The 26,407-nt window shown below is 72.8% G+C and carries 25 protein-coding genes; 8 read left to right on the plus strand and 17 right to left on the minus strand.

Going from position 1 to position 26,407, the window contains the following annotated elements:
- Positions 1-63 precede the first annotated feature (63 nt).
- Complete coding sequence (locus ABFX46_RS13110; protein ID WP_346042179.1) at positions 64-1,620, plus strand: class I adenylate-forming enzyme family protein; 1,557 nt, start codon at positions 64-66, stop codon at positions 1,618-1,620.
- A gap of 56 nt (positions 1,621-1,676) precedes the next feature.
- Here the strand turns inward: ABFX46_RS13110 and ABFX46_RS13115 are convergent, their stop codons facing one another.
- The 6 genes from ABFX46_RS13115 to ABFX46_RS13140 form a co-directional block, all read right to left on the minus strand.
- Entirely contained in the window at positions 1,677-2,012 is a 336-nt protein-coding gene (locus ABFX46_RS13115) for a YnfA family protein (RefSeq protein ID WP_346042181.1), read from the minus strand.
- A 14-nt stretch (positions 2,013-2,026) separates the two neighbouring features.
- Entirely contained in the window at positions 2,027-2,758 is a 732-nt protein-coding gene (locus ABFX46_RS13120) for a MerR family transcriptional regulator (RefSeq protein ID WP_346042183.1), read from the minus strand.
- Positions 2,759-2,792: 34 nt separating this feature from the next.
- A complete protein-coding gene (efeB, locus tag ABFX46_RS13125) occupies positions 2,793-4,019 on the minus strand; it encodes an iron uptake transporter deferrochelatase/peroxidase subunit (protein ID WP_346042184.1) in 1,227 nt (408 codons plus the stop codon).
- A complete protein-coding gene (locus ABFX46_RS13130; RefSeq protein ID WP_346042186.1) occupies positions 4,016-4,486 on the minus strand; it encodes a copper chaperone PCu(A)C in 471 nt (156 codons plus the stop codon). The genes efeB and ABFX46_RS13130 overlap by 4 nt, the downstream gene beginning before the upstream one ends.
- Positions 4,483-5,154, minus strand: coding sequence for an SCO family protein (locus tag ABFX46_RS13135; protein ID WP_346042188.1), 672 nt, complete (start codon positions 5,152-5,154; stop codon positions 4,483-4,485). Before ABFX46_RS13135 ends, ABFX46_RS13130 begins: the two co-directional genes overlap by 4 nt.
- Positions 5,155-5,272: 118 nt before the next feature.
- Complete coding sequence (locus ABFX46_RS13140; RefSeq protein ID WP_346042189.1) at positions 5,273-5,881, minus strand: hypothetical protein; 609 nt, start codon at positions 5,879-5,881, stop codon at positions 5,273-5,275.
- A gap of 187 nt (positions 5,882-6,068) precedes the next feature.
- On the opposite strand from ABFX46_RS13140, the gene ABFX46_RS13145 reads away from it, so the two are divergent.
- From ABFX46_RS13145 to ABFX46_RS13165, 5 genes are all read left to right on the plus strand, one after another.
- Complete coding sequence (locus ABFX46_RS13145; protein ID WP_346042190.1) at positions 6,069-7,676, plus strand: peptide chain release factor 3; 1,608 nt, start codon at positions 6,069-6,071, stop codon at positions 7,674-7,676.
- Between the two features lie 356 nt (positions 7,677-8,032).
- Complete coding sequence (locus tag ABFX46_RS13150; protein WP_346042703.1) at positions 8,033-8,605, plus strand: SigE family RNA polymerase sigma factor; 573 nt, start codon at positions 8,033-8,035, stop codon at positions 8,603-8,605.
- Complete coding sequence (locus ABFX46_RS13155) at positions 8,602-10,410, plus strand: rhamnogalacturonan lyase (RefSeq protein ID WP_346042192.1); 1,809 nt, start codon at positions 8,602-8,604, stop codon at positions 10,408-10,410. Before ABFX46_RS13150 ends, ABFX46_RS13155 begins: the two co-directional genes overlap by 4 nt.
- Before the next feature lie 355 nt (positions 10,411-10,765).
- Positions 10,766-11,287: a lytic polysaccharide monooxygenase auxiliary activity family 9 protein gene (locus tag ABFX46_RS13160; RefSeq protein ID WP_346042194.1), complete on the plus strand. Its 522-nt coding sequence runs from the start codon at positions 10,766-10,768 to the stop codon at positions 11,285-11,287.
- 108 nt (positions 11,288-11,395) lie between these two features.
- Positions 11,396-12,445 carry a glycoside hydrolase family 19 protein gene (locus ABFX46_RS13165; RefSeq protein WP_428831260.1) on the plus strand — a complete coding sequence of 350 codons (1,050 nt, stop codon included), beginning with the start codon at positions 11,396-11,398 and terminating at the stop codon, positions 12,443-12,445.
- Positions 12,446-12,553: 108 nt separating this feature from the next.
- Here ABFX46_RS13165 and ABFX46_RS13170 read toward each other — a convergent pair whose 3' ends face one another.
- From ABFX46_RS13170 to ABFX46_RS13180, 3 genes are all read right to left on the minus strand, one after another.
- Complete coding sequence (locus ABFX46_RS13170) at positions 12,554-13,699, minus strand: NDMA-dependent alcohol dehydrogenase (RefSeq protein WP_346042197.1); 1,146 nt, start codon at positions 13,697-13,699, stop codon at positions 12,554-12,556.
- Between the two features lie 317 nt (positions 13,700-14,016).
- Complete coding sequence (locus tag ABFX46_RS13175) at positions 14,017-14,586, minus strand: hypothetical protein (RefSeq protein ID WP_346042198.1); 570 nt, start codon at positions 14,584-14,586, stop codon at positions 14,017-14,019.
- Positions 14,583-15,593, minus strand: coding sequence for a PH domain-containing protein (locus tag ABFX46_RS13180; protein ID WP_346042200.1), 1,011 nt, complete (start codon positions 15,591-15,593; stop codon positions 14,583-14,585). The genes ABFX46_RS13175 and ABFX46_RS13180 overlap by 4 nt, the downstream gene beginning before the upstream one ends.
- 60 nt (positions 15,594-15,653) lie before the next feature.
- Between ABFX46_RS13180 and ABFX46_RS13185 the strand changes: the two genes are divergently transcribed.
- The gene (locus ABFX46_RS13185; RefSeq protein WP_346042202.1) at positions 15,654-16,340 is read left to right on the plus strand and encodes a phosphatase PAP2 family protein; all 687 of its coding nucleotides are present in this window, start codon (positions 15,654-15,656) and stop codon (positions 16,338-16,340) included.
- 25 nt (positions 16,341-16,365) lie between these two features.
- Positions 16,366-17,523 carry a winged helix DNA-binding domain-containing protein gene (locus ABFX46_RS13190; RefSeq protein ID WP_346042204.1) on the plus strand — a complete coding sequence of 386 codons (1,158 nt, stop codon included), beginning with the start codon at positions 16,366-16,368 and terminating at the stop codon, positions 17,521-17,523.
- 98 nt (positions 17,524-17,621) lie between these two features.
- On the opposite strand, the gene ABFX46_RS13195 is transcribed toward ABFX46_RS13190, so the two are convergent.
- Genes ABFX46_RS13195 through ABFX46_RS13230 form a run of 8 tightly spaced genes read right to left on the minus strand, consistent with a single transcriptional unit; the run spans position 17,622 to position 26,382 of the window.
- Entirely contained in the window at positions 17,622-19,088 is a 1,467-nt protein-coding gene (locus ABFX46_RS13195) for a benzaldehyde dehydrogenase (protein ID WP_346042205.1), read from the minus strand.
- A gap of 27 nt (positions 19,089-19,115) precedes the next feature.
- On the minus strand, positions 19,116-20,231 hold the full coding sequence (locus ABFX46_RS13200) for an NAD(P)-dependent alcohol dehydrogenase (RefSeq protein ID WP_346042206.1): 1,116 nt from the start codon (positions 20,229-20,231) through the stop codon (positions 19,116-19,118).
- The gene (locus ABFX46_RS13205) at positions 20,228-21,577 is read right to left on the minus strand and encodes an amidase (protein ID WP_346042207.1); all 1,350 of its coding nucleotides are present in this window, start codon (positions 21,575-21,577) and stop codon (positions 20,228-20,230) included. Before ABFX46_RS13205 ends, ABFX46_RS13200 begins: the two co-directional genes overlap by 4 nt.
- Positions 21,564-22,595 carry a branched-chain amino acid ABC transporter permease gene (locus tag ABFX46_RS13210; RefSeq protein WP_346042209.1) on the minus strand — a complete coding sequence of 344 codons (1,032 nt, stop codon included), beginning with the start codon at positions 22,593-22,595 and terminating at the stop codon, positions 21,564-21,566. Before ABFX46_RS13210 ends, ABFX46_RS13205 begins: the two co-directional genes overlap by 14 nt.
- Positions 22,592-23,458 (minus strand): branched-chain amino acid ABC transporter permease, encoded by an 867-nt coding sequence (locus ABFX46_RS13215; RefSeq protein WP_346042211.1) that lies wholly within the window; start codon positions 23,456-23,458, stop codon positions 22,592-22,594. The genes ABFX46_RS13210 and ABFX46_RS13215 overlap by 4 nt, the downstream gene beginning before the upstream one ends.
- A 1-nt stretch (position 23,459) precedes the next feature.
- Positions 23,460-24,251, minus strand: coding sequence for an ABC transporter ATP-binding protein (locus ABFX46_RS13220; protein ID WP_346042213.1), 792 nt, complete (start codon positions 24,249-24,251; stop codon positions 23,460-23,462).
- On the minus strand, positions 24,248-25,084 hold the full coding sequence (locus ABFX46_RS13225; protein ID WP_346042214.1) for an ABC transporter ATP-binding protein: 837 nt from the start codon (positions 25,082-25,084) through the stop codon (positions 24,248-24,250). Before ABFX46_RS13225 ends, ABFX46_RS13220 begins: the two co-directional genes overlap by 4 nt.
- Complete coding sequence (locus ABFX46_RS13230) at positions 25,084-26,382, minus strand: ABC transporter substrate-binding protein (RefSeq protein ID WP_346042215.1); 1,299 nt, start codon at positions 26,380-26,382, stop codon at positions 25,084-25,086. The genes ABFX46_RS13225 and ABFX46_RS13230 overlap by 1 nt, the downstream gene beginning before the upstream one ends.
- Positions 26,383-26,407: the final 25 nt, after the last annotated feature.

A 26,407-nucleotide genomic window follows, 5' to 3' on the forward strand; every position in this document is an offset into this window, starting at 1 on the left:
TATTGGCAGAACGCCCCGGATGCGTGATCGTTGGGGCGGGACGGGCCACAAAGGGGAGGCGGCATGCGGGCGAATACGGTCGGGACGGCGCTGGAGAACGCGGCGGCGCGTGACAAGGCATTTCTGTACGACGGTGACGGCACCGTCACGTTCGCGGAGTTCGACGCGCTGACCGACCGCGTCGCGAGCGGGCTGCTCGCACGCGGAATCGGGCGCGGCGACCGGATCGGCCTGCTCGGCCTCAACACGGTGCAATGGCTCGCGGCCTTTTTCGGGGCGGCGCGGATCGGCGCCGTCGTCGTCCCGCTCAACGTCCGTTACCGCGAACAAGAGCTGGCGTACATGCTCGGCCAGAGCGGCGCGAGAATGGTCATCAGCGCCCCCGCCATTCCGGGTTTCGACTTCACGGCGTTCTTCGAGAAGTTCCGTCCGCAAGCGCCCGGCGTGACCGATTACGTGTTCTTCGGCGAGGGCTTCGACGAACTGGCCGCGGCGCCCGCCGACCCGGCCGCGCTGGAGGCGGCGCGCGACGCCGTGGCCCCGGACGACCCGCTGATGATCCTCTACACCTCGGGGACGACCGGGCGCCCCAAGGGCGCGGTGATCACGCACGGCAGCATCCTGGCGTCGGCGCGCGCCCAGGCCGACCACTTCGTGATGACCGACGGCGACGTGCTGCTCGGGCATCTGCCGTTCAACCACGTCGGCGGCATCACCTGCACGATCATGGCCGCGCTGGTCAGCGGCGGGTCGGTGGCGCTGCTGCCCGCCTTCTCCCCGGACGGCGCGCTCCGCGCGATCGAGCGGCACCGGGTGACGTTCCTCGGCGCCGTCCCCACGATGTACGTGCTGATGCTCGGCCGCGACGACTTCGCCGACCACGACGTCTCGTCCGTCCGGCTGTGCATGGCGGGCGGGTCCAACGTGGAACCGGCGCTGGCGGAGTCGATCCGCCGCGCCTTCCCCGGCGCGCCGCTCTACGGCCTGTACGGCCTGTCGGAGTCCTCGGGCGCCTGCGTCCTGTCGCCGCTGGACGACGACCCGGAGACCGTCGCCCGCACCCTCGGCGCGATCATCGGCGACTTCGAGGCCCGCGTGACCGGCCCGGACGGCACCGTCCTGCCCCCGGGCGAGACCGGTGAGCTGCAGATCCGCGGCGGCTGCGTCACCGCCGGCTACTGGGACATGCCGGACGAGACCGCCGAGGTCTTCCTGCCGGGCGGCTGGCTCGCCACCGGCGACATGGTCGAGATGGAGCCGGACGGCCACCTCGTCCTGCGCGGCCGCAAGAAGGAGATGTACATCCAGGGCGGCTTCAACGTGTACCCGGTCGAGATCGAGAATGTCCTGACCGCGCACCCCGGCGTCGCGATGGCCGCCGGCATCGGCGTCCCCGACGAGGTGCTCGGGGAGATCGGCCGCTTCTACGTCGTCCCGCGCCCCGGCGCCGAGCCCCCCACCGCCGACGAGCTCGCCGCCTACTGCCGCGACCGCCTGGCCGACTACAAGGTGCCCCGCCAGTTCGTCGTCACCGCCGAGGTCCCGCTGACCCCCGTCGGCAAGATCCACAAGGCGCGGCTGAGGGACGACTACCTGTCCGCCCCCGACGGCAGCCGGTAGGCCCGCCGCACGCCCGCAGCGCAGCCTTGCGCGGCCCTGATGACCCGGCCGGGTCCTCAGTGGCCGCGTGGGGCGTACATGATGACGGCCATGCCGGCGAGGCAGATCAGGGCGCCGGCGATGTCGAAGCGGTCGGGGCGGTAGCCGTCGGCGACCACGCCCCACAGGATCGACCCGGCGACGAAGATGCCGCCGTAGGCGGCGAGGACGCGGCCGAAGTGGGCGTCCGGCTGGAACGTGGCGGCGAAGCCGTACAGCCCGAGCGCGATGACGCCCGCGCCGGCCCAGAGCCAGCCGCGGTGCTCGCGCACGCCCTGCCACACCAGCCAGGCGCCGCCGATCTCCAGGACGGCGGCGACGGCGAACAGGGCGATGGAGCGGGCGACGAGCACGGTGGCGTCCTAGATCATGGGGCGAACAGGTCGTCGATCAGGCCGGCGGCGTCCGCGGGGGCGCGGACCTCCAGGTGAACGACGTCACCATCGAAGCAGAGCCGGAAGTCGAAGAACGGGCAGCACCGCTGCTCGGCCCCGGCCAGTTCGGCGACCGCTCCGGCCTTGGCGGCGGGCAGCGTGACTCGTACGCCGCCGTCGACGTCCTCCGGTCGGGCACCGTCGAGGAGCGTCCGCCATCCGGCGACCCGATCGGCCATGCCGTCCCCGGAGAGCGAGCAGACGATCGCCTGCTCCTCGGCCTCACCGACCGTGTCCGCGTGTTGCTCGGCACGGGGCGGGGCGTCGGGGAGGCCGCATTCGGCGTCGCAGGGGACCGTCCGGTCGGGGAGTTCGTCCAGGTGGTGAAGGACGTCGTGCAGTGACCGGGTGAACGCCTCGATCTCGGTGAGGCGCCGCTCGGACTCGGTCAGGCGGGCGGCCACGCGGGGGCGCAGGTCGGCTTTCACGTCGGCGCACGCCCCGGATTCCCAGACCGTGAGCAGTTCCCCGATCTCGTCCAAGGGGAGGCCGAGGTGCTTGGCCGAGCCGATGAACGCGAGCCTGGTGACCGCGTCCTCCCCGTACGTCCGGTAGCCGGACGGGGTGCGGTCCGCGGCCAGCAGGCCCGCGCTCTCGTAGTACCGCAGCGTCGTCGCCGGGACGCCGCTGCGCTCGGCGAGCTGTGAGATCCGCATCGTGCTCATGCCGCGACGGTAGACCTTCGACCCGGCTCGAAGGTCAAGCCTCCAGGAGCGATCGGCCGACGTAACCGCCGGGATCGGCGCCGCCCGGGACGGCGAAGATCGCGCTGGACTCGTGCCGCAGGAAGCGGGTGAGGCCGTCCGCACCGTCGAGCTTGCGCTGCACCTGGATGAAGCCGGTCGTCGGGTCCGCCTGCCAGGCGACGAACAGCAGGCCGGCGTCCGGCGCGCCGTCCGGGCGCAGGCCGTCGTGGTAGGAGAAGCTGCGGCGCAGCATCGTCGCGCCGCCGTTGGACGACGGCGCGGCCACCCGGACATGGGCGTCGCCCGCGATGGCGAGCGCCCCGTCCGGGCCGACCGCGCCGAGGTTCGCCGGCGTCGTCTCCGTCCCGCCGGACAGCGGGGCGCCGTCGGACTTGCGGCGGCCGATGATCCGCTCCTGGCGGGCGAGGGGCAGCCGGTCCCAGGTGTCCAGCAGCATCCGGATGCGCCGGACGACCGCGTACGAGCCGCCGTTCATCCACGCGTGCGGGCCGGTGGCGTCCGCGACGAAGATCTCGGCGTCGTACTCGGACGGGTCCGGGTTGCCGGTGCCGTCGATCTGGCCCATCAGGTTGCGGCCGGTCCGGGGGCGGTCGGTCGCGCCCCGCGCCCGGTTGAAGCCGCTCATCATCCAGCGGACCTCCGCCGTGCCGGACGCGCCCTTCTGCAGCACGCGCAGCGCGTGCACGGCGACCAGGGGGTCGTCGGCGCCGATCTGCACCCAAAGGTCGCCGTCGCTGCGCGAGCGGTCGAGGGCGTCGGCGGGGAACGGCGGCATCTCCACCAGGGCGTCCGGCATGCGGTCCGCCAGTCCCGTCTTGCCGAAGAAGGAGCGGCCGAAGCCGAACGTCACGGTCAGCGAGGACGGGCCGGCGTCCAGCGCGACCTGGTCGTCGCCGGCGGGCGTACGTCCCGCCGCCATCGCCTCGGCGGCGTTCGACCAGCGGCGCAGCAGCGCCGCCGCCCCGCCGCGTCCGGCACCGGGCCGCAGGTCGAACGCGACCAGGTGGCCGGACGCCTGCACCGGGGTGGTGATCCCGGCCTGGTGCCGGCCGCGGAACGGGACGGACGTACCGCCGACGGCGGTGAGCGGCGGGCCGTCGCCGCTCGCCCAGCGCTGCCCGGCGAGGCCGCCGGCGGCCAGGCCCGTGACCCCGGCGGCCCCGACGCCGCCCGCCGTGCCGAGCAGCCGCCGCCGGGTGATCCCGCGCCGCTCGGTCACTGCTCTGGCCGGTAGGACGCGGGCCGCACGGGCGCCTGCACGGTGATGGGGGACGAGGTCGCGAACCGCAGCGTGAGCGTGACCGTGTCGCCCGTCCTCGGCTTGCGCTTCAGGTCCATCAGCATCACGTGGTAGCCGCCGGTGCGGAGCACCAGCCGGCCGCCGGCGGGAACGGCCAGCGGACCCGCCTCGGCCATCGCCCCGTTCGCCTTCGTGGTGTGGACGGTGGCGTGCTCGGCGATGTCGCTGGTCACCCCGGTCAGCGTGTCGGCCTTCCCGCCGGTGTTGGCGATCGTGAAGTAGCCGGCCGCCATGTCCGGCATCGGCGGCTCCTTGACGTACGCGCCGCTCACCGCGAGGCGCGGCCCGGCCGGGGCTTCCTTGCCGTCCGAGCCGCCCGAGCCGCAGGCGGCGGCGGTTCCGGCGGTGAGCACGAGGGCCGCGAGGGCGGCGGCGGGGCGCCTCACGCCGTCCCCCCGATGAGCTCCGGCAGGTCGGCGGCGTACTGCTTGGTCGTGGTCCCCGACGTGTAGATGAGGTGGACCTTGTCGTCGGAGGGGGAGAAGGCGAGCACCTGCGCGCCGTGGGTGACCTCGTAGTCGCCGCCGGCGGTCTTCTCCGGCTTCTCCACGGCGATGCCGAGGCCGCGCGCCGCCTTCTGGATGGCGGCGAAGTCGCCGCTCAGCCCGATGAAGCGGGAGTCGAACGCGGCGAGCCACGCGTGCAGCCGCTTCGGGGTGTCGCGCGCCGGATCGGTCGTCACGAAGATCACTTGCAGCTTCCGCTGCTCCGAGTCCGGCAGCCCCTTCACGGCGTTGGCGATGTCGGCCATCGTCGTCGGGCACACGTCCGGGCAGTGGGTGTAGCCGAAGTACATCAGGACGGGCTTGCCCGCCGTCCGCTCAACCAGGTCGTAGGGGCGGCCCTCGTCGTCGGTGAGCGTCAGTTCGGGCTTCGGCAGCGGCCGGTCCAGCCGGATCGCGGACCCGGACGGGCCGGCGGTCGCGGTCGCGGTCGCGGCGGCGGCCGGGCGGCTCTCGGCCGGGGCGCCGCCGCACGCGGACGCGGCCAGCGCGACCGCCGCGGCGGCGACGGCCAGCCGGGCGGGCACGGTCATCGGAAACGGGGCAGGCATGAAGCCTCCGGAGATGAGGAGATGAGGAGCGTCGGTGACGCAGGGTCGGTGACGCAGAGTCGGCGACGCAGGGTCGAGCACGCCGCGCCCACCGGGGCACGGCGTAGAAGGGATCGGCTCAGGCCATCGCCGGGACGGGCGGGCCGCGCCGGACCACGGCGTGGGCCAGCAGCGGGGTCTCGCCCCGTCCGGTCTCCTCATCGGTGCGGCGGCGCGTCCCGGAGTGCGCGGCCGATGGCCGGGCGACCGCCGGTCGCACGAGGACGAACGCGAAGAGCGCGCCCGCCGTCCGCCGCGAGATCCGCACCATCCGCCAGAGGGCGCGCTCGCCTCCGTGCAGGACCCGGCCGAGCAGGAACGCGGCGGCGAGGTGCACGGCGAACATGGCGGGCCCGGGCATCAGCTCGACGCCCGTGCCGCCGTGATGGCCGGGCATGGCCGGCGCCGGGGACTGCCCGAAGCAGAACACCGTGTGCAGGACGATCTGCCCGCACAGCAGCATGGCGATGATGCCCGGCCTGGACCGCTCCCGTCCCGCCAGCGGCGCCACCAGGCACAGCGTGACGGCCCATCCGGTGAGCAGCGACCACCACGGCACCCCGTCCCCGGACGCCGCCGCGTGCGCGGTGGCCGACACCGCCGTGCAGACGGCCGAGAACGCCGCCGACCTCAGCAGCCTCATGCCGCCGTCGGCGCGCGTCGTGTCGCTCGTGGTGTCCGGACGCATGGTGTACTACGAACCGTAGTACAAGGCCCGGAGCCCCCGTCCCGCACCCCTCGACCGCGACTGCGAAGCCGGGCTAACTATTGCCCTGTGCAACACTTGACCTGCGTCGGACGGCGGGCCGCGGTGGCGGCAGCGCATAGGCTCGGAACGGCGCAACGGCCGGGGAGACGACGGGAAGGGGCCGCGGTTGAGCGGCGGAACGGGGACGCCGGAGGACGTCGCGGCCGAGGCGGCACGCCGCCGGACGTTCGCGATGATCAGCCATCCGGACGCGGGGAAGTCGACGCTGACCGAGGCGCTCGCGCTGCACGCGGCGGCGATCGAGCAGGCGGGCGCGGTGCACGGCAAGGCGGGACGCGGCGGCGTCCGGTCCGACTGGATGGACATCGAACGCTCCCGCGGCATCTCGATCACGTCCTCCGTGCTGCGCTTCGAGTTCGGCGGCGCGCTGCTGAACCTGCTCGACACCCCCGGCCACGCCGACTTCTCCGAGGACACCTACCGGGTGCTCGCGGCCGTCGACGGCGCCGTCATGCTGCTGGACTCGGCCAAGGGCCTGGAGGCCCAGACGCTGAAGCTGTTCGACGTGTGCCGGCACCGCCGCATCCCGGTGATCACGTTCGTCAACAAGTGGGACCGGCCCGGACGCGAGCCCCTCGAACTGCTGGACGAGGTCGAGCAGCGCATCGGCCTGCGTCCCGCCCCGCTGACCTGGCCGGTCGGCGCCGCGGGCGACTTCCGCGGCCTCGTCGACCGGGCCACCGGCGCGTTCACCCGGTTCCGCCGCACCCCCGGCGGCGCGACCCGCGCGATCGAGGAGCGGGTGCCCGCCGAGCAGGCGGTGCGCGAGGAGGGCGACGCCTGGCGGACCGCCCTCGAAGAGCTGGAACTGCTCGACGAGATCGGCGCCGTCCTCGACATGGACGCCTTCCACGCCGGGGTGTGCACGCCCGTCCTGTTCGGGGCGGCGCTGCCCAACTTCGGCGTCGGCGCGCTGCTGGAGACCGTCCGGCGGCTGGCGCCCGCCCCGTCCGCGCGCGCCGACACGGGCGGGACCGAGCGTCCGGTGGCGGCGCCGTTCTCCGGCCAGGTCTTCAAGGTGCAGGCCGGCATGGACCGGGCGCACCGCGACCGGCTCGCGTTCATCCGGGTGTGCTCGGGCCGGTTCGAGCGCGGCATGACCCTCGTCCACGCCTCCACGGGACGCCCGCTGGCGACCAAGTACGCGCAGACGATGTTCGGCCGCGACCGCTCGACGCTGGACGCCGCCTACCCCGGCGACGTGATCGGGCTGCCGAACACGTCCGGCCTGACCGTCGGCGACACCCTCTACACGAAGACCCCGGTGGAGTTCCCGCCCATCCCCGCGTTCGCGCCCGAGCACTTCATGGTGGCGCGCGCCAAGGACAACGGCCGCGCCAAGCAGTTCCGGCGCGGCATCGAGCAGCTCGGCGGCGAGGGCGTCGTGCAGGTGCTGCGCAGCGACCTGCGCGGCGACCAGGCCCCGGTCCTCGCCGCGGTCGGGCCGCTGCAGTTCGAGGTCGTCGCCGCCCGCATGGACACCGAGTTCGGCGCCCCGATCGAACTGACCCGCCTCGACTACTCGACCGCCCGGATCACCGACAAGGAGTCCGCCGAGGAACTGGCCGGCCGCCGCGGCGCCGAGGTCCTGTCCCGCCCGCTGGACGGCTCCCTGGTGGCGGTATTCACCGACAAATGGCGCCTCCGCGCCCTCGAACGGGAGCACCCGGGCCTGACCCTGACCCCCATGCTCGCCGCCGGCGTCCAAGACTGACCCCACTCGAGACCGACCGCACCACCTTCGCAGGGCTGGTTCACCGGGTGCGTTGATCTGCGGCGTGTTGTTGTTATGAGCGCGTCGGAAGCAACAACACGCCGCAGATCAACGAGGCGGCGGCCCTGTCGCGTGCGCTTTCTTCCTGGCGCAGGGCGTGCGGTCGGCGCGTGGTGATTTGTGGAAGGGGCGTTGACGGGGGTCGTGTGCGTTCCTACCTTCTTGTGAAAGCGCTTTCTGTGAAGGCTCCACTTGAGGAGGGTCGGTGGACGGATCCTGGTGGGGCGGTCGCCGGGCCTTATCGCGGTCTTGTGGGCTCCGGGTCTCGGGGTGACCGGGTGGAGTCTTTGGCGGTGGTGCCCGGGCAGGAGTGGGAGGGCTCCCATCGTGAGTTCGAACGGTTCTTTCGGCGGCATCACCGGGAGTTGGCTCGGCTGGCGGTCGTGATGCTCGGGGATCTGGACGGGGCGGACGATCTGGCGGCGGACGTCATGGCGGCGGCTTGGCGGCGGTGGGATCGGGTCCGGGCCGCTGATCAGCCGCTCGCCTATGTGCGGCGGATGGTCGTCAACATGTCGCGGAGCCGGATCCGGGTGCTCGTGCGGGAGCGCGACCGGGTCGAGCGGATGGGCGCCGGGTTCGACGAGCGCCTGTGCGGGCCGGACGTGCCGGCGATCGTGGACGTCCGTGCGGCGCTGCTGCGGCTGCCGCAGCGCAAGCGGGCGTGCGTGGTGCTGCGGCTGGCGTTCGACATGTCGGAGAAGGAGACGGCCGAGGCCCTCGGCATCGCGGTCGGCACGGTCAAGAGCCAGACCGCCAAGGGCGTCGCCGAGTTGACGCGGCTGCTCGCGGTCGAGCGGCAACCTTCCGGGGCCCGCCGGGCGACTAGGGGGAAAGTCCCCCGCCAACTCCCGAGGGAGTCCCCGTGAGACGCATCCCCCTGCTCCGGCATCTGCTGCCCCTGGCCGTCGCCGCGGCGGTCGCCACCGTGCCCGTGACGGCGACGGCCGCCGCCGCCCGCCAGGTGGAGGACCTCGACCGCGGGCTGATCAGCGTCCGCTCCGGCGACGGCAACTACGTCGGGTGGCGGCTGCTCGGCACCGACCCGGCCGGTACGACGTTCGCCCTGTACCGGGGGTCGTCCCGGATCGCCACGGTCACCGGCTCGACCAACTACTGGGACCAGGGCGCGCCCGCCGACGCCTCGTACACGGTCCGGCCGATCGTGAACGGGAGTGAGGGGGCGGCGTCCGAGGCGTCGCTGCGCTTCGGCGACGGGTATCTGGACGTGCCGATCCAGCGGCCCGGGTCCGAGTACAGCGCCAACGACGCGAGCGTGGGCGACCTGGACGGCGACGGGCGCCTGGAGATCGTCCTCAAATGGGACCCGTCCAACTCCAAGGACAACTCGCAGAGCGGCTACACCAGCGACGTCTTCGTCGACGCCTACCGGCTGGACGGCACGCGCCTGTGGCGGATCGACCTCGGCCGCAACATCCGCGCCGGGCAGCACTACACCCAGTTCCAGGTGTACGACTACGACGGCGACGGCCGCGCCGAGGTCGCCATGAAGACGGCGGACGCCACGGTCGACGGCACCGGCCGGGTCATCGGCGACGCCGATGCCGACTACCGCAACGCGAGCGGGTACATCCTCAGCGGCCCCGAGTACCTCACCATGTTCGACGGGCGGACCGGCGCGGCGATGCAGACGGTCGACTACGTGCCGCCGCGCGGCAGCGTCTCGTCCTGGGGCGACTCGTACGGCAACCGCGTCGACCGGTTCCTCGCCGGCACCGCGTACCTGGACGGCTCCCGGCCCAGCCTGATCATGGCGCGGGGCTACTACACCCGGACCGTCATCGCCGCCTGGGACTGGCGGGACGGGCATTTCACCCGCCGCTGGACGTTCGACACCAACAGCTCCACCAACACCGGCCGGGGCTTCGACGGCCAGGGGTCGCACAGCCTGTCCGTCGGCGACATCGACCAGGACGGCCGCGACGAGATCGTCTACGGCGCGATGGCGGTGGACGACAACGGCTACGGCATGTGGACGACCCGCACCGGCCACGGCGACGCCCAGCACCTCGGCGACTTCGACCCGGCGCGTCCCGGGCTGGAGTACTTCAAGGTCAGCGAGTCGTCCAGCCAGCCGTCGTCGCTCTACATCGACCCGCACAACGGGCAGGTGCTGTGGCGGACGTCCGCGTGCTGCGACAACGGGCGGGGTGTCGCCGGGGACATCTGGAACGGGCGGATCGGCGCCGAGTTCTGGTCGTCGAGCGTCTCCGAACTGCGCAGCGTCACCGGCAACAACGCCGGCCGCAAGCCGTCGTCCGCGAACTTCCTCGTGTGGTGGGACGCCGACCCGGTGCGCGAGCTGCTCGACGGGACCCACATCGACAAGTACGGGCCGTCCGGCGACACCCGGCTGCTGACGGCCTCGGGCGTCCATTCGAACAACGGCACCAAGGCCGTCCCGTCGCTGAGCGGCGACCTGTTCGGCGACTGGAGGGAAGAGGTCATCTGGCCTACCGGCGACGACACGCGGCTCCGCATCTACACGACCCGGGACGTCACCGACCGGAAGATCTACACGCTCCTGCACGACACCCAGTACCGGACGGCCCTGGCCTGGCAGAACACCGCCTACAACCAGCCGCCGCATCCGAGCTTCTTCCTGGGCGACCGCATGGCGACCCCGCCCCAGCCGCAGATCTACGTGCGGTGAGAGGGGCGTAGCCTCCGAAGGCGAACCCGCCGAGCGAGCCGGGAGAGCCCACCCCGCTCTCCCGGCTCGCTCATGCTTTGAGCGATCAGTGCCGGTCGGCGGCCCGTTCATTGGCAGATCATGCCTAACTTCGGGGCGCCCTGAGCTGGTTCAGCTCCCTGCCTGGGCTGGTCATGCCCGCCCTCCGTCCGGGGTCCATCGGGAACCTTGAACGGTGTCGAACGCGGGGTTACCGTGCGACGTACTAGATAGGAAAGTTTCCTATCCGATGGAGCTCCCATGCCCCGCTCACCTCCATCGCCGGGTGGCAGCGACGCATCCCCCGTCCACCCCGCTCACGCAAGGACCCCCCGCCATGAAGAAAGTCCGACGCAGGACCGCCGCGATCGCGGCCGGCCTCGGAGTCGCCCCCCTCGTCGCCGTCGTCCTCCCGGCGACCGCCGCCTTCGCGCACGGCTACGTCTCGGCGCCCATGAGCCGGCAGGCGCAGTGCGCGGCGCGCATCGTCCAGTGCGGATCCATCCAGTGGGAGCCGCAGAGCGTCGAGGGCCCGAAGGGCCTGCGGAGCTGCAGCGGCGGCAACGCCCGCTTCCGCGAGCTCGACGACGACAGCCTGCCGTGGAGGGCCACGTCCGTCGGCGGCACGGTGACCTTCACCTGGACGTTCACCGCCCGGCACCGCACCCTCAACTACGAGTACTACCTCGGCGGCAGGCGCATCGCGGTCGTCGACGGCCACGACCAGCAGCCGCCGTCCACCGTCTCCCACACCGTGAACCTCGGCGGCGCGACCGGACGGCAGAAGGTCCTCGCCGTCTGGAACATCGCCGACACCGCCAACGCCTTCTACGCCTGCATCGACCTGCAGGTCGGCTGACCCGCCCTCTCGCCCGCGACGGCCGCCCGCCCGCGGCGGCCGTCGCCGGCACCCACCCCGCAACACAGAACCCCCGAAGGAAGTGATCAGGTGCGACGTCTCCTGACGATGCTCGGCGCCGCGGTGCTCGCGGCGGGAGCGCTGTCGGCCGTCCTGCCGGCGGCATCGGCCACCGCCGCGGAGTGCGCGGCGGCGTGGAACGGGTCCGCCGCCTACAACGGCGGCGCGTCCGTGTCCTACAACGGGCACAACTGGTCGGCGCGATGGTGGACGCAGAACGAGACCCCCGGCAGCGCCGAGGTCTGGACCGACCAGGGCGCCTGCGGCGGCGGGACGTCCGGACCCGGCTGCTCCGCCCCGAACTGGACGGCGGGGCAGTGGTACGCCGTCGGGAGCGTCGTCAGGTACACCGACGGCAAGTACTACATCGCCGTCCACGAGAACCCGGGATACGACCCCGTGATCAGCAACTGGTACTGGGACCCGTACGCCTGCGACGGCCCGACCGACCCGGGGCCCTCGGACCCGCCCGACCCCGGCGGCTTCGTGGTGAGCGAGGCGCAGTTCAACCAGATGTTCCCGGGCCGGAACTCCTTCTACACCTACGCCGGACTGACCTCGGCTATGGCGGCGTTCCCGGCGTTCGCCAACACCGGAAGCGACACGGTGAAGAAGCAGGAGGCCGCGGCCTTCCTCGCCAACGTCAGCCACGAGACCGGCGGTCTGGTCTACATCGTCGAGCAGAACACCGCGAACTACCCGCACTACTGCGACGCGGGCCGGCCCTACGGCTGCCCGGCAGGGACGGCGGCCTACTACGGCCGCGGTCCGATACAGCTGAGCTGGAACTTCAACTACAAGGCGGCGGGGGACGCCCTCGGCATCGACCTGCTGGGCAACCCGTGGCTCGTCGAGCGTGACGCGGCCGTGGCCTGGAAGACCGGGCTCTGGTACTGGATGACGCAGAACGGTCCCGGCACCATGACCGGTCACAACGCCATGGTCAACGGCCGCGGCTTCGGCGAGACGATCCGCAGCATCAACGGCTCCCTGGAATGCGACGGCCGGAACCCGGCGCAGGTCCAGAGCCGGGTGAACGCCTACCAGCGGTTCACGCAGCTGCTCGGCGTCCCGGCCGGAGGCGACCTGACCTGCTGACGGCCCCGCACCCCGGACGGTCCGTGCCCACCCACCGGGGCACGGGCCGTCCGGCGGTCCCGGCCGGTGCCCACCACCCGGGGCGCCCGGCCGGACGACTCCGACCCGTCAGTACTTGATCATTCCGCGGATGTTCTTGCCGTCCCGCATGTCCTGGTAGCCCTTGTTGACCTCGTCGAGGGTGTAGGTGTTGGTGACGAGCTCGTCCAGCTTGAGCTTGCCCTCGTCGTAGAGGCGCAGCAGGCGCGGGATGTCGCGGCGCGGGTTGGCGTTGCCGAAGATGCAGCCGACCAGCTCCTTGCGCTGCATCGCCAGGTCGAACAGGCTGAGCTTGACGTCCTCCTGGGCGACGGGCGCGACGGCGGTGACGACGCCGCGGCCGCCCTTGCCGACCATGCCCATCATCGGGCCGATGAGGTCGCCGGTCGCGACGCCGGTGGTGAGGATGACCTTGTCCGCGTTCGCGCCCCAGGTGAGCTCGGCGAGCTGGGCGGCCGCCTCCTCCATGGACGCGGCGCCGTGGGTGGCGCCGAACTCGGTGGCCTTCTCCCGCTTCCAGTCGACCGGGTCGACGGCGAAGATGTGCCGCGCGCCCGCCGCCGCGGCGCCCTGCACCGCGTTCATGCCGATGCCGCCGATGCCGATCACCACGACGGTCTCGCCGGGCTGGACGTCGGCGACGTTGACGGCCGCGCCCCACCCGGTGGTGACGCCGCAGCCGACGAGCGCGGCCTTGTCCAGCGGGATCCAGTCGTCGATCTTGATGGCGGACGCCTCGTTGACGACGGTGTAGGGGGAGAAGGTCCCGGTGCAGCACATGATGCCCAGGTCCTTGCCGCTCTTGGAGTGGTGCCGGGCGGTCATGTCGCCGATCTGCTTGCCGGCCAGCAGCACCGCGCCCAGGTCGCAGATGTGCTGGCGGCCCATCGCGCAGGACGGGCAGCGGCCGCACGCCGGGATGAACGACAGGACGACGTGGTCGCCCTCCTTGAGCGTGGTCACGCCGGGGCCGACCTCGACGACCTCGCCGGCGCCCTCGTGGCCGCCGATGACCGGGAACTGCTCCCATCCCATGAGCGTGGCGATCTCGGGGTCGAGCACCATGTCCCCGGTGACCAGGTGCTCGTCGGAGTGGCACAGCCCCGAGGCCGCCAGCTTGACCTTGATCTCACCGGCCTTCGGATCGTCGAGTTCGATGTCCTCGATGCTCCAGTCGGTGTGCGGTTCCCACAGAATCGCCGCTCGTGTTTGCACTGGTGCCTCCTGATGGGACATACGGCAGCCGTTGGTCCCTTCTGCTTACTAGAACTCCGTTCGGGGCGCCAGATGCAGCGGCAAGTTGATCAAGCTTTTCGGTGCCGGGGCCGGGGTGGTCCGGGGTGGTCCGGGCGGGCCGGCGGGGGTCGGTTCCGGATGTAGCGGATGACGAGTTCGGCGAGCTCGTCCACCATGCGGTCGTGGGGGATGGGCGGCCGGTCCAGGAGACGCTCAAGCGGCAGTTGCGCGACCGCTACTGGGAGTCCCGCGATTCCAAGCTCAGCCGAGGCCGTGGTCACAGGCCCTTGGCGTGGTCACAGGCCCTTGGGAGGCAGCACCTTCAGGAGTTCGACGGCGGCTTCCCTGGCCTTGGCGGCGACGTCCGTGCGCTTGCCGGGCAGGCGGTAGGTGACCTCGGCGACGAGTACGCCGTCGAGGACGACGACATGCGCCTCGGAGTAGTCGGACCCGTGCTTGACGCTGATCGCGCTCATGTCGCCGATGCCCGCCGGGTCGCCGCCATCGGTCTGGCCGATGTAGAACTCCCGCGCCTTGGCGGACTCCTTTTCGGGGGTCAGCGTCCCGGAAGGACGAAAGGCGCTCACCCCCAACTTGGTGCGTTCGTCGTCACCGACCCAGTCGCACCGCACCTGCCCGAAGAAGTAGGCCTCCAGCTTGGGGGCGCGCGCCTTCGGCACCAGTTCCGCGGCCTTCGGGGACGGGAACCAGGCGCACAGGTCCACCAGCGGGGTTCGCGGCGGCACGTGCTCGTCGTCGTCGCCCGATCCGAGAGCGGCCTTGACCGTCAGGAACGGTGCCCACAGGAAGGCCGACAGCAGCAGCATCCCCATGAGCAGCCCGCTCTCGCGCCTGTTCAGCCTCATGCCAGTTTCTCCGTCACCGCGCGCAGGACATCGCCGACCTGCCGCTCGGCCTCGTCGGCGGAGGCCGCCTTCCGGCTGTGGAGCGCGACCATCACCTGGTAGCCCTTCACGTTCGCCCTTCCTTGAGCCGTGAACCCCCAGGCGTCCTGCCAGGCCACGGTGTAGGCGTCGGCGTCCCGCAGCAGGTGCGGCGCACGCCCGGCGGACCGCATCGCCTTCAGCGACTCCCGGTACGACCGCTCGGCTTCGGACGGCGGGCGGGCGACGATGTGGAAGTCGATCCACGTGCCGTTCTCCGACGTCGAACCGGTGCTCCACCGGCAGGCCGCCCGGTTGCCGAAGCCGTGGACGCCGCCGTCCGGCAGCACGCGGGCGACGGCCTCCCGGGGGATCTGGTCGCAGGCGGCGACATCGTCGGGGGACCTCGTACTCCCGATCGCTGCGGACATCCAGGTCACCAGCCCGATCACGCTGACGACGGGGAGTGCGATCGCCGCGACCAGCACCCAGGCTCGCAAGCGGCGCCAGGGGAGAGGGACCCGGTCGACCGCCGGCAGCCGTCCGCCGCAGGCCGCCAGGTGCCGCTGCTGCATGGACGCGACCGCCTCGCGCAGGTGCGGGCCCGCCGGATGCCGGAGGATCATCCGGGCCCCGTCGGTCAGCTGGAGCACGGCGAACGTCCGGCGCCCGCGCTTCTGGACGTCGATGCGCGCGATCGCCGTCCACGGCACGAACTGCCGCCGCACCTGGTACGAGAACGCCGTGTGGCACCGGATGCCGTCCCGGTCTACGACGGTCGGCGGACGGACCCGCCCGAGGATCCCGGCGACCGCGAGCGGGACGAGCGGGGCCGCCGACACCAGCGGGACCAGGAGGGCCTTGGGCGCGAGCATGGCGTACGCCACCACGCCCCCGGCCAGCAGCAGGGCGACGACCGCCCACGCCAGGCGCCGCGCCGTCCCCGGCCCGAACTCGACCGGTTCGTCGCCGGTCCCCGCATCATGCATGATCGCCATTATTGGCCATGCGCTAAGCAGGTCGTCCGCCGAATCGGGCAGGATTGAGGGATGCGGGAGCCTCGGACAGGGGGCGGGGTGCTCCTCGCCCGAGCGCGGCCGTACAGGCTCGCGCTGGTCGCCGCGTTCGTCACGGCGGCGGTGACGGCGGACGTCCTGGCCGGCGGCGCGCTGCGGCACGTCGACGGCGGCGTCTTCGCCGACGGCCTGCCGCCGCGCAGCGGTGCCTGGCATTTCGGCTGGCGGACGATCGTCAACGGTGGCCAGTACTGGCTGGTCGGTTCGATCACGGCCGTCGTCTCCGTCATCGCCGCCAGGCGGCGCCGCAGTGCGAGCCTCCTGATCCGTGCCGGCGTGTGGCTCGTGACCAGCGAACTCATCATTCGCGGGGCGCAGATCGTCCTCGCGCGGACGCCGCCGCGCACCGGTCAGGACACGTTCTTCACCGACGGGTACCTGTCGTATCCGTCGGGCCACGCCGCCAACGCCGCCGCCTGCCTGCTGTTCATCGCGGCGGTGACCGGTGCGTCCCGCCGCTGGACGGCCGCCGCCCACGCCATGGCGATCGCCGTCGCGACCGCGACCGTCGTCCTCGGCTACCACTGGCCGACCGACGCCATCGCCGGCTGGGGGCTCGGCGTACTCCTCGCCTGCGCCGGCCGAGCGCTCGTCGTGCCGCGTCCCGCGAGTGAACCGGCGGCCGGCGCCCTGCGCCCGCGAGAAGCGGACAGAATCTGACCGCTTCTCCTGCGACGGTGGAGGCATGACCGTTCTGGACGACCGAGCGCTCAACCGGGCCGCCCTCGCCCGGCAGTTCCTGCTCGAACGCGCCGACGTACCGGTGCTGGACGCCGTTGCCCACCTCGGCGGCCTGCAGGCCCAGGAACCGCAGGAACCGTTCGTCGGCCTGTGGTCACGGCTGCGCGCGTTCGACCCGGCCGTACTCAACGATCTCCTGACCGGACGGCAGGTCGTGCGCACGCCCCTCATGCGGCGCACCGTCCACCTGGTGACCGCTGCCGACGCGCTCGCCTGGCGCGCGCGCCACGACGCCATGCTGCGCCAGCGGGTGCTCGGCGTCTACCGCCGCGAACTCGACGGAGTGGACCTCCACGAACTCGCCGAGGCGGGACGCGCGCTGATGTCCGACGGACAGCTCCGCACGACGGCGGAACTCGTCCAGGGGCTCCCCGAGCGCTGGTCGCCGGTGGCACGGCGAGCGCTGGGCGAGATGCTGGGCGCGGTGGTCCCGATGGTGCAGGCGCCGCCGCGCGGCCTGTGGCGGACCAAGGCCGGAGTGCGCCACGTCCTGCTCCCCGCCTGGCTGGGCCGGGAGATCGACCCGCTGCCCTCGGATGACGCCGACCCGGTCGGCCAGAAGCTGGTCCGGCGCTACCTCGCCGCGTTCGGTCCCGCCGCCTCGTCCGACCTGCGCGCCTGGTGCGGCCTCGCCGGCCTGCCGGCCGCGGTCGCCGCGGTGCGCGGCGAACTGGTCGCGTTCCGGGACGAACGCGGCCGCGAGCTGCTCGACCTCCCCGACGCCCCCCGCCCGGACCCGGACACGCCGGCCCCGGTGCGCTTCCTGCCGGCGTTCGACAACGCGATCCTCGGCTACCACGACCGCGGGCGCATCATCGACGACGCCCACCGCGGCCTCTCGGTCGCCGGGGAGCGGGTGGTCCTGGTCGACGGCCGCGTCGCCGCCACCTGGACGGTCGACACCGGCACTGACGCCGGCACCGGCACTGACGCCGGCACCGGCACTGACGCCGGCACCGGCACTGACGCCGGCACCGGCACCGTCGTCATCACCCCGCTGCACGACCTCCCGAGACCCGCCCGAGCGGAGGTGGCAGAGGAGGCAGAACGCCTCGCGGCGTTCCTCGTCGACGACCGTCCCAGGGTGAAGCCAGCCGTCTAACGCGGCCACCGAATGCGTTGACCTGCGGCGTGTTGTTGTTATGAGCGCTTCCAAAACAACAACACGCCGCAGATCAACGAGGTGGCGGCCGGGGTGGGTCAGAGGGGGTACTGGGCGGGTTCGCCGCGCATGGTGATCCAGCGGGTCTCGGTGAAGGCCTCGATGTTCGCGGCGGCGCCGCCGAAGCGGGAGCCGGTGCCGGACGCGCGCACGCCGCCGAACGGGGCGTTGGCCTCGTCGTTCACCGTCTGGTCGTTGATGTGGACGATGCCCGTCGGGATCTGCTCGGCGACGGCGAGGCCGCGCATCACGTCCCGGGTCACGATGCCCAGCGACAGGCCGTAGTCGCCGGCCCCTGCCAGCTCCACCGCCTCGGCGACGGACGACACGCGCGTGACCGGGGCGACCGGGCCGAAGACCTCCTCGGCGAACGCGGGCGCGGTCAGCGGGATGTCGGCGAGCACCGTCGGACGGTAGAACAGCTCCTCGTAGGTGCCGCCGGACGCGAGCTTCGCACCCTGGTCGACGCTCGCGGTGACCATGCCGTGGATCTTGTCGCGCTGGCCGGCGTCGATGACCGGACCGAGCGCGACCTCCCCGCCGACCGGGTCGCCGACCGAGAGCGCGCCGGCCTTGGCGGCGAGGCGCTCCACGAAGTCGTCGTAGAGCCGGTCGGCGACCAGGTGGCGGCCGGTGGTCATGCAGATCTGGCCCTGGTGGAAGAACGAGCCCCAGGTCGCGAGGTTCACCGCCGCGTCCACGTCGGCGTCGTCCAGGATGAGGAGGGCGGAGTTGCCGCCGAGCTCCAGGTGGGCGCGCTTGAGGTGGCGGCCGGCCAGCTCGCCGATGCGGCGGCCGACCGGGGTGGAGCCGGTGAAGGAGATGACCCGCACGTTCGGGTCGGTGATCAGCGCCTCGCCGACGTCCGCGCCGCCGGGCAGCATCTGCAGGACGCCCGGCGGCAGCCCGGCCTCCTCGAACACCCGCGCCATCAGCGTGCCGCCGGTGACGGCGGTGCGCGGGTCCGGCTTGAGCAGGACGGCGTTGCCGAGCGCGAGCGCCGGGGCGACCGAGCGGATGCCGAGGATGATCGGCACGTTGAACGGCGAGATCACCGCGACCACGCCGGCCGGCATGCGCCGCGCCATGGACAGCCGCGGCTCCTCCGACGGAATGATCTCGCCGATCGCGCGGGACGGCAGCCCGGCCGCCTCGTAGCACTCCTCGGCCGCGACGTGCAGCGCGAACCCGGCCATGCCGGGGACCGCGCCGACCTCGCGGACGTTCCAGCCGCTGATCTCCTCGGCGTGCCGCTGCCACAGGTCGCCGGCCCTGCGCAGCACGGCGGCGCGGGCGGTGTGCGGCAGCGCCGCCCACTCCCGCTGCGCGGCGGCGGCGCTCGCGGCGGCCTCGGCGACGTCCTGCGCGGTGGCCTGCCCCATCCGGCCGAGCTCGGCGCCGGTCGCGGGCTCGACCACGGCGTAGTCGCCGCCGCCCTGCGCCGCCGTCCACGCACCGTTCTTGAAGATGTTGCCCTGCCAGTCGACGCTGTCGAGCAGTCCCACGGCGGTTCCTCCTTCTTCTGTCGTGTGTCAGTGCTTCATGCGGAGCACGGGCTTGAGCACCTCGCCGCTGCGGCTGTCCGCCAGGGCGCGGTCGAGGTCGGCCAGGTCGTAGAAGCGGACGAGGCGGTCGAACGGGAAGCGGCCCTGCCGGTGCAGCTCGACCAGGGCGCCGATGAGGACGTCGCTGCGGCCGCTGCCGCCGAGCGTCCCGACGACGCGCTTGCCCCACAGCGTGGTCAGGTGGTCGAGGGAGAACTCGGCGCCGGCGGGCGCGCCGCCGATGAGCACGCAGGTGCCGAGCATGCCGACGCTGTCGGCGGCCTGCCGCACGACGTCGATCACGCCGGTGCACTCCAGCGCGTAGTCGGCCGGGCCGCCGCAGATCCGCTGGATCTCCGCGACCGGGTCGGTCGCCCCGGCGTCGATCGTGTGGGTCGCGCCGAACTCGGCGGCCAGCGCGAGCCGGGACGCGTGCCGGTCCACGGCGATGATCGTCGTGGCGGGCGACAGCCGGGCGGCCATGACGGCGGCCAGCCCGACCGCGCCGACGCCGTAGACGACCAGGCGCGATCCGGTGCGCGGGCGGAGCGTGTTGAACACCGCCCCGGCGCCGGTGGAGATGCCGCAGGCCAGCGGGCCGAGCAGTTCCAGCGGTGCGTCGGCGGGCACCACGACGAGCGAGTCCGCCCAGGTCAGCGAGTAGGTCGAGAACGAGGACTGGCCGAAGAAGTGGCTGTGCACGGGCGAGCCGTCCGGGCGGCGCAGCGCGCTCTGCCCGGCGCGCGGGCCGAGCAGCCGGCCGCCGCCGGCCAGCGCCTCGCCGAGGCGGGCGCAGTAGCGGGGCTCGCCGTCGCGGCAGTTGCGGCACGTCCCGCAGGACGGCCAGCCGATGACGACGTGGTCGCCCGGCCGGACGGAGGCCACCCCGTCCCCGACCGCCTCGACCACGCCCGCGCCCTCGTGGCCGAGGACGCTCGGGAACGGCATCGGCAGGTCGCCGTGGCGGGTGATCTCGTCGGTGTGGCAGATCCCGGTGGCGACGATGCGCACCAGCGCCTCACCGGGGCCGGGCGCGTCGAGGTCGAGGTCCTCGACGCGGAACGGCCCGCCGAGCTCGTCCACGACGGCGGCGGTCACTCTCATACCGGGCTCCTCTCGGCGAAGGTCGGACGGGGCAGCGGCGGGGTCAGCCGCTCGACGAGCCGGGCCGCGGCCAGGACGGCGCCGTCGCGTCCGGCGGCCCCGGCGAGCTGGAGCCCGACGGGCAGGCCGCCCGCCAGGGCGATCGGCACCGACACCGCGGGCAGCCCGGCGGCGTTGAACAGCGAGGTCAGCCGGGTCAGCACGAACTCGATGGGCCACTCCCGGCCGCCGACCCCGACGGTCATCGCGCCGATCGGCGGGGCCGTGATCGGCACGGTGGCGCCGGCGAGCACGTCGTAGGCGCCGAGCGCCCGCTCCATGAACGCCGTCATCCGGGCGATCGCGGCCTCGTCCTGTTCGGCCTGCCCGGCGGTGCGCGGTGCCATGCGCATCAGTTCGGCGATGTCGGGGCCGAACAGGCCGGGGTCGCGCTCGAACGCGTCGCGGTGGAAGGCGCCCGCTTCGGCGACGATCCGGTTGAGGACGGCCTCCGGCATGCGCGGCTCGTCCGGGACGACGACGTCCTCGACGTGCACCCCGTGCACTTCGAGCCGGGCGCGCGCGTCCGCGAGGGCCGCGCGCACCTCGGGGGCCAGCACCGCGTCGAACCAGCCGACGAGCCACCCCACGCGCGGTCGCGCGGCGGGGCCGTCCAACGGCGACCCGGTGAGGGCGGACGCGAGCAGCGCGGCGTCGTCCACCGTTCCCGCGAGGACGCCGAGGTGGTCCAGGGACGGCGCCAGCGGCAGCACCCCGTCGAGCGGGACGCGGCCGCGGGACGGCTTGAACCCGACGCAGCCGCTGAGCGCGGCCGGGATGCGCACGCTCCCGGCGGTGTCGGAGCCGACCGCCCCGAGGCTGCTGCCCGCGACGACGGACGCCGCCGACCCGCCCGACGAGCCGCCGGGGATGCGTCCCCGCCGGTACGGGTTGTGGGTCGGGCCGAAGAACGCGCTGTCGGTGCGTCCGCCCCAGGCCAGCTCGTGGGTGGTGTGCTTGCCGAGGATCACGCAGCCCGCCTCGCGCAGCAGCCGCACGGCCTCCGCGTCCCGCGCGGGCACGTGGTCGGCGAACCGCGGCGACCCGTAGGCGGTGCGGACGCCCGCCGTGTCGATCAGGTCCTTGATCCCGACCGGGACGCCGTGCAGCGGGCCGCGCTCCGCCGCCTCCGCCGGCGCGGCCTCCGCCAGTTCGGCGGCCCGCGCGCGGGCCTCGTCCGCCGTGACGGTCGCGTAGGCGTGCACGTGCGGCTCGGTGGCCTCGACCGCGGCCAGCATCCGCTCGGTCAGCTCGACCGGCGACAGCCGTCCGGCGGCGAGGGCGGCGGCCGGTTCACTGAGCGACATCGGGCCTCCGCACGTGGTAGCCGACGGGGAACAGACTCAACCCGGTCCTTCCGCGGACCAGGCCCCACAACCCGCCCGGAAGCCACAATGCCACCGCCATGCCGATGGCGCCCAGCACGACCAGGTACCAGGACCCGTAGTCGGCGAGCAGCTCCTGCAGGCCGAAGAAGATGATCGCGCCGAGCAGCGGGCCCTCGACGAACCCGATCCCGCCGATCACCACGATGAAGATCATGTACGCCGACCACTGCACGCTGAAGATCGAGTCGGGGTTGACACTGAGCGAGCTGACCGTGATCACCGCCCCGGCCGCGCCGCACCCGGCCGCCGAGACCAGGTAGACGAGCAGCTTGGCGCGCCGCACGTCGATGCCCGCCGAGCCGGCCGCGGTCTCCTCGTCCCGCACCGCCATCAGCGACAGGCCGAGCCGTCCGCGCAGCAGCAGGTAGCAGCCGGCGATCGTGCACAGCGCCAGCGCGAGCGCCACCCAGTAGGTCAGGGCGCCGCGCAGCGTCTGGTCGATGCCCGACAGGCCGGTCAGCCCCTTGCCGCTGCCGCCGCCGAGGCTGTCGACCCGCACCACCAGCAGCCGGTACACCTCGGCGATGACCCACGTCCCGACGGCGAAGTAGTCGCCGCGCAGCCGGAACGCCAGCCACGAGGTGGGCAGGGCGAACAGCACGCACGTCAGCGCGGCCAGCGGGACGGCGAGGTACGGCTGCACGCCCAGGTCGGCGAGCGCGATCAGGCTGTAGGCGCCGATGCCGATGTACGCCTGCTGGCCCACCGACACGAGGCCGCCGAACCCCGCGAGCAGGTTCCACATGCTCGCGAGCGCGATCAGCACGAACAGGTTGACCATCGTGTCGGTGACCGAGCTGAACACGAGGAACGGCAGGGCCGCGAGGACGACCGTCCCGAGCGCCATCCCGGCGGCCGACAGCTTCGAGGACCGGGCCGCCCGGTTCACCTGCAGCGCGCCCGCCGCGCGGGCCGCCACCATCTCGGAGATCGTCATGCGGTCCGTCCCGTGAGAAGGCCCTGCGGCCGGAAGGCCAGCACGGCGAGGAAGACGAGGTGGCCGGCGAGCAGCGTCAGCGCGGGGTCGATCTGCGCGCCGAGCGACTGCGTGATGCCGAGGACCATGCCGCCGATCAGCGTCCCCCACAGGGAGCCGAGCCCGCCGATGACGACCGCCTCGAACGCGAAGATCAGCCGCGACGGGCCGATCGCCGGGTCGAAGGAGGACCGGATGGCGAACATCAGCCCGGCGAGCGCGACGGTCGCGAACGCGATCGCGGTCGCGATGCCGTACACGTGCCTGCTGTCGGCGCCCATCAGGCTCGCGGTCTCCTGGTCGTCGGACGAGGCGCGCAGCATCCGCCCGAGCCCGGTCCGCGACAGGAACACCTGGATGCCGATCAGCGCGCCGCAGGCCAGCAGGAACGTCGCCGCCGACAGGTAGCCGACCGAGATCGAGTCGGTCACCTTGAACGACCCGGTGGCGAAGGAGCCGCCGTCGAGGGTGCGGGTGTCGGCGGAGAAGACCTCCAGCAGGACGTTCTGCAGCACGATCGACAGCCCGAACGTGACGAGCAGGGTCGCGAGCGGCCCGGCGCCGAGGCTGCGCTGCAGCAGCACCCGCTGGGTCAGGTAGCCGAGCAGCGCGAACAGCGGGACGGTCACCACCAGCACGATCCACAGCGGCAGCCCCGTCCCGCTGACCATGGCCAGCGCGAGGAACGCCGCGACGACGCCGAGGTCGCCGTGCGCCAGGTTGACGATCCGCATGACGCCGAACATCAGCGACAGGCCCGCCGCGAACAGCGCGTAGAGGCCGCCGAGCAGCACTCCTTGGATGACGGCGTTGAGCCAGCCCATATCAGTCGTGTCCTTCCTGGCCGGTGAGCGCCGCTCCCGTGTCGGTGCCGGTGTCGGTGCCGGTGCCCGTGCCCGGGTCGGTGCTCGTGCCGGCGCCGATGCCGAAGTAGGCGTGCTCGACCTGCTCCGCCGTCAGGTCGGCGGGCCGCCCCTGGAGCACCGACCGGCCTTCCAGCAGGCAGTGCACGTGGTCGGCGACCCGCATGGCCTGCGAGACGTCCTGCTCGACGATCAGCGCGGTGGTGCCGGCGCCCACGATGTCCGGGAGGATCTCGTAGATCCTGCGGACGATGACGGGGGCGAGGCCGAGCGACAGCTCGTCGATGAGCAGCAGGTCCGGGTTGGACAGCAGCGCCCGGCCGATGGCCACCGCCTGCTGCTCGCCGCCCGACAGCTGGGACGCGTTCTGCCCGCGCCGGTCGGCCATCCACGGGAACAGCTCGATGACGGCGGCGACCGTCCACGGCCCGGGGCGCTTGCGGTAGGTGCCCGCGAGCAGGTTCTCCTCCACGGTGAGGGAGCGGAACAGCCGCCGCCCCTCCGGGACGAGGGCGATGCCCTCCGCCACCCGCTTGTGCGCGGGCAGCCGGGTGATGTCGCGGCCGTCGAGCCGGACGGAGCCCGACGTCGGCGGGTTCAGCCCGGCGAGGGCGCGCAGCAGCGTGGACTTGCCCGCGCCGTTCGCCCCGATGATCGCCAGGACCTCGCCCTTCGCGACGTCCAGGCTGAGCGCGTCCACCGCGCGCAGCTGGCCGTGGTGGACGGTGAGGTCGCGGACCGACAGCAGCGTCACGAGCCCTCGCCCCCTTCCTTGCCGGGCAGGCCGGTGTCCTCGCCGGGCAGGCCGGTGTCCTCGTCGGGCAGGCCGGTTTCGGGGCCGCCGCCCAGGTACAGCTCGCGCACCTTCGCGTCGGCCAGCACGTCCATCGGCGCGCCGTCGGCGACGAGGTCGCCGCCCGCCAGGCACACCATCCGGCCGACGGTCTTCACCAGGGCGTGGACGACGTGCTCGATCCAGACGATGCCGAGGCCGCCCGCGTGCAGGTCCTTGATGATCTCGACGAGCTCCAGCACCTCCGGCTCGGTCAGCCCGCCGGCGACCTCGTCCAGCAGCAGGAGCCGCGGGCCGGTGGCGAGGCCGCGGGCCACCTCCAGCCGCTTGCGCTGGAGCAGGGTGAGCCGCCCGCCGGGAGTGTTGGCGAGGTCGGCGAGGCCGGTGCGCTCCAGCACCTCCATGGCGTGCGCCTGCGCCTTCCGGCCCTTGAGCCCCGCGCCCTGGTACGCGCAGACCAGCACGTTCTCGAACGCGGTGAGGTCCTCGAACGGCCGCGGCACCTGGTAGGTGCGGCCGACGCCGGCGCGGGTGCGGGCGTGCGGCGGGACGCCGGTGACGTCCCGCCCGCCGAACCGGACCGCGCCGGCGTCCGGCCGTAGGTCGCCCGAGATCATCGCGAACAGGCTGGACTTGCCGGCCCCGTTCGGCCCGACGATCCCGAGCGCCTCGCCCGGCTCGACGCGCAGCGTCAGGTCCTGGGCGACCGTCACCCGGCCGAAGCTCTTGGTGATCCCGTCGAGGTGGAGAAGCGGCTCTGTGGTCGGTTGCGGGGTGGTCGGTTGCGAGGTCATCACGCGTTGGTGGGCTTGAGGTCGCCGCCGATCGGGACGTCCTTGTTGGCCGAGTTGTCGACGATGACGACGTCCCAGGGGAACTTGTCGCCCTTGCGCCACTGCCCGCCGACCGGGTGCTGGATCGCGATGCCGGGCTGCGGGCCGGCGGTGAAGTCGAGCTTCCCGCTCATGCACTCGATCTTCATGGTGCGCAGCTTCGAGGCGACCTCGTCGCGGTCCTTCGGGTCGCTCGCGTCCTTGAACGCCTGCACGGCGATCTCGAACAGCGAGTACACCGAGCCGAGCGCCTGCGTCCACTGCTTGCCGGTGGACGCGGCGAAGTCGTCGGCGAGCTGCTTGGCGCTCCGGCCGTCCAGCACGGACTTGTACGGGTGCGCCGGGCTCCACCAGAAGTCGGTCGCGATGTTGTTCGTGAGCTGCCCGAGCGCCTCCGCCTCGGACGGGAAGAGCATGACCTTGGCGACCGTCGCCAGCTTCGGCTTGAAGCCCTGCTGCCGGGACTGCTTCCAGAACGTCTGGAAGTCGGGCGGGATCGGCGTGCAGGTGAACAGCTCGGCGCCCGAGTCCTTGAACTTCGCGATCTGCGCGGTGAAGTCCGTCGCGCCGTTCTGGTAGGCGCCGCCGTCGACCGGGGTGTAGCCGGACTTCTTCATCATCGGGCCGAGGCCCTGGCGGAAGGCGTTGGCGTCGGTGTCGTTGGGCCACAGCGACGCGACGTTCTTGTTGGAGACGTCCATGCGCTCCCACATGGGGAAGAAGCAGTCGGCGAACTCCTGCATCCCGAAGAAGAAGAGCGTCGTGTACTTGAAGCCCTCGCCGTCCTTGCCGTTGCGGCCGTGGAACCACGCCTCCCAGGGGGCGATCGTGGTGACGTTCGGGATGCCGTTGGCCTCGCACTGGTCGGCGACGGGGTTGGTGGTGTCCGGGGTGGACGAGCCGACGATCAGGTCGACCTTGTCGCTGTTGATGAGCTCCCGGGTGACCTCGGTGGCCCGGTTGGAGTTGGACTGGGTGTCCTTGACGACGATCTCGAGCCGGCGCTTCTTGCCGCCGGAGGTGAAGCCGCCCTTCAGCGCGTTCTGGATCTGCTGGACCACGAAGTTGTCGGCGGTGGCGAACCCGGCGAGCGGGCCCGTCTGCGGGCTGACGTAGCCGATCTTGAGGACGTCCGAGGACGAGCCGCCGGTGCCCTTCAGCCCGCCGCACGCGCTCAGCAGCGGCGCGCCGCCGCCGAGGATCGCGGCCGTCTTGAGGAAGGAACGGCGGTTCACACCGCGTGCCGAGATCTCGCTCACGCTGAACTCCTTGTCGCCGCGGCGT

Origin of the sequence: Actinomadura chokoriensis (genome assembly GCF_039529475.1) — a bacterium.
In the GTDB taxonomy this organism is placed as follows: domain Bacteria; phylum Actinomycetota; class Actinomycetes; order Streptosporangiales; family Streptosporangiaceae; genus Spirillospora; species Spirillospora bangladeshensis.

Coding starts and splice junctions, on each gene's coding strand:
- ABFX46_RS13110 (WP_346042179.1), top strand. CDS start 64: ATGCGGGCGAATACGGTCGGGACGGCGCTGGAGAACGCGGCGGCGCGT.
- ABFX46_RS13120 (WP_346042183.1), bottom strand. CDS start 2,758: ATGAGCACGATGCGGATCTCACAGCTCGCCGAGCGCAGCGGCGTCCCG.
- ABFX46_RS13135 (WP_346042188.1), bottom strand. CDS start 5,154: ATGCCTGCCCCGTTTCCGATGACCGTGCCCGCCCGGCTGGCCGTCGCC.
- ABFX46_RS13140 (WP_346042189.1), bottom strand. CDS start 5,881: ATGCGTCCGGACACCACGAGCGACACGACGCGCGCCGACGGCGGCATG.
- ABFX46_RS13160 (WP_346042194.1), top strand. CDS start 10,766: ATGAAGAAAGTCCGACGCAGGACCGCCGCGATCGCGGCCGGCCTCGGA.
- ABFX46_RS13165 (WP_428831260.1), top strand. CDS start 11,396: ATGCTCGGCGCCGCGGTGCTCGCGGCGGGAGCGCTGTCGGCCGTCCTG.
- ABFX46_RS13175 (WP_346042198.1), bottom strand. CDS start 14,586: ATGAGGCTGAACAGGCGCGAGAGCGGGCTGCTCATGGGGATGCTGCTG.
- ABFX46_RS13180 (WP_346042200.1), bottom strand. CDS start 15,593: ATGCATGATGCGGGGACCGGCGACGAACCGGTCGAGTTCGGGCCGGGG.
- ABFX46_RS13185 (WP_346042202.1), top strand. CDS start 15,654: ATGCGGGAGCCTCGGACAGGGGGCGGGGTGCTCCTCGCCCGAGCGCGG.
- ABFX46_RS13190 (WP_346042204.1), top strand. CDS start 16,366: ATGACCGTTCTGGACGACCGAGCGCTCAACCGGGCCGCCCTCGCCCGG.
- ABFX46_RS13200 (WP_346042206.1), bottom strand. CDS start 20,231: ATGAGAGTGACCGCCGCCGTCGTGGACGAGCTCGGCGGGCCGTTCCGC.
- ABFX46_RS13205 (WP_346042207.1), bottom strand. CDS start 21,577: ATGTCGCTCAGTGAACCGGCCGCCGCCCTCGCCGCCGGACGGCTGTCG.
- ABFX46_RS13210 (WP_346042209.1), bottom strand. CDS start 22,595: ATGACGATCTCCGAGATGGTGGCGGCCCGCGCGGCGGGCGCGCTGCAG.
- ABFX46_RS13215 (WP_346042211.1), bottom strand. CDS start 23,458: ATGGGCTGGCTCAACGCCGTCATCCAAGGAGTGCTGCTCGGCGGCCTC.
- ABFX46_RS13225 (WP_346042214.1), bottom strand. CDS start 25,084: ATGACCTCGCAACCGACCACCCCGCAACCGACCACAGAGCCGCTTCTC.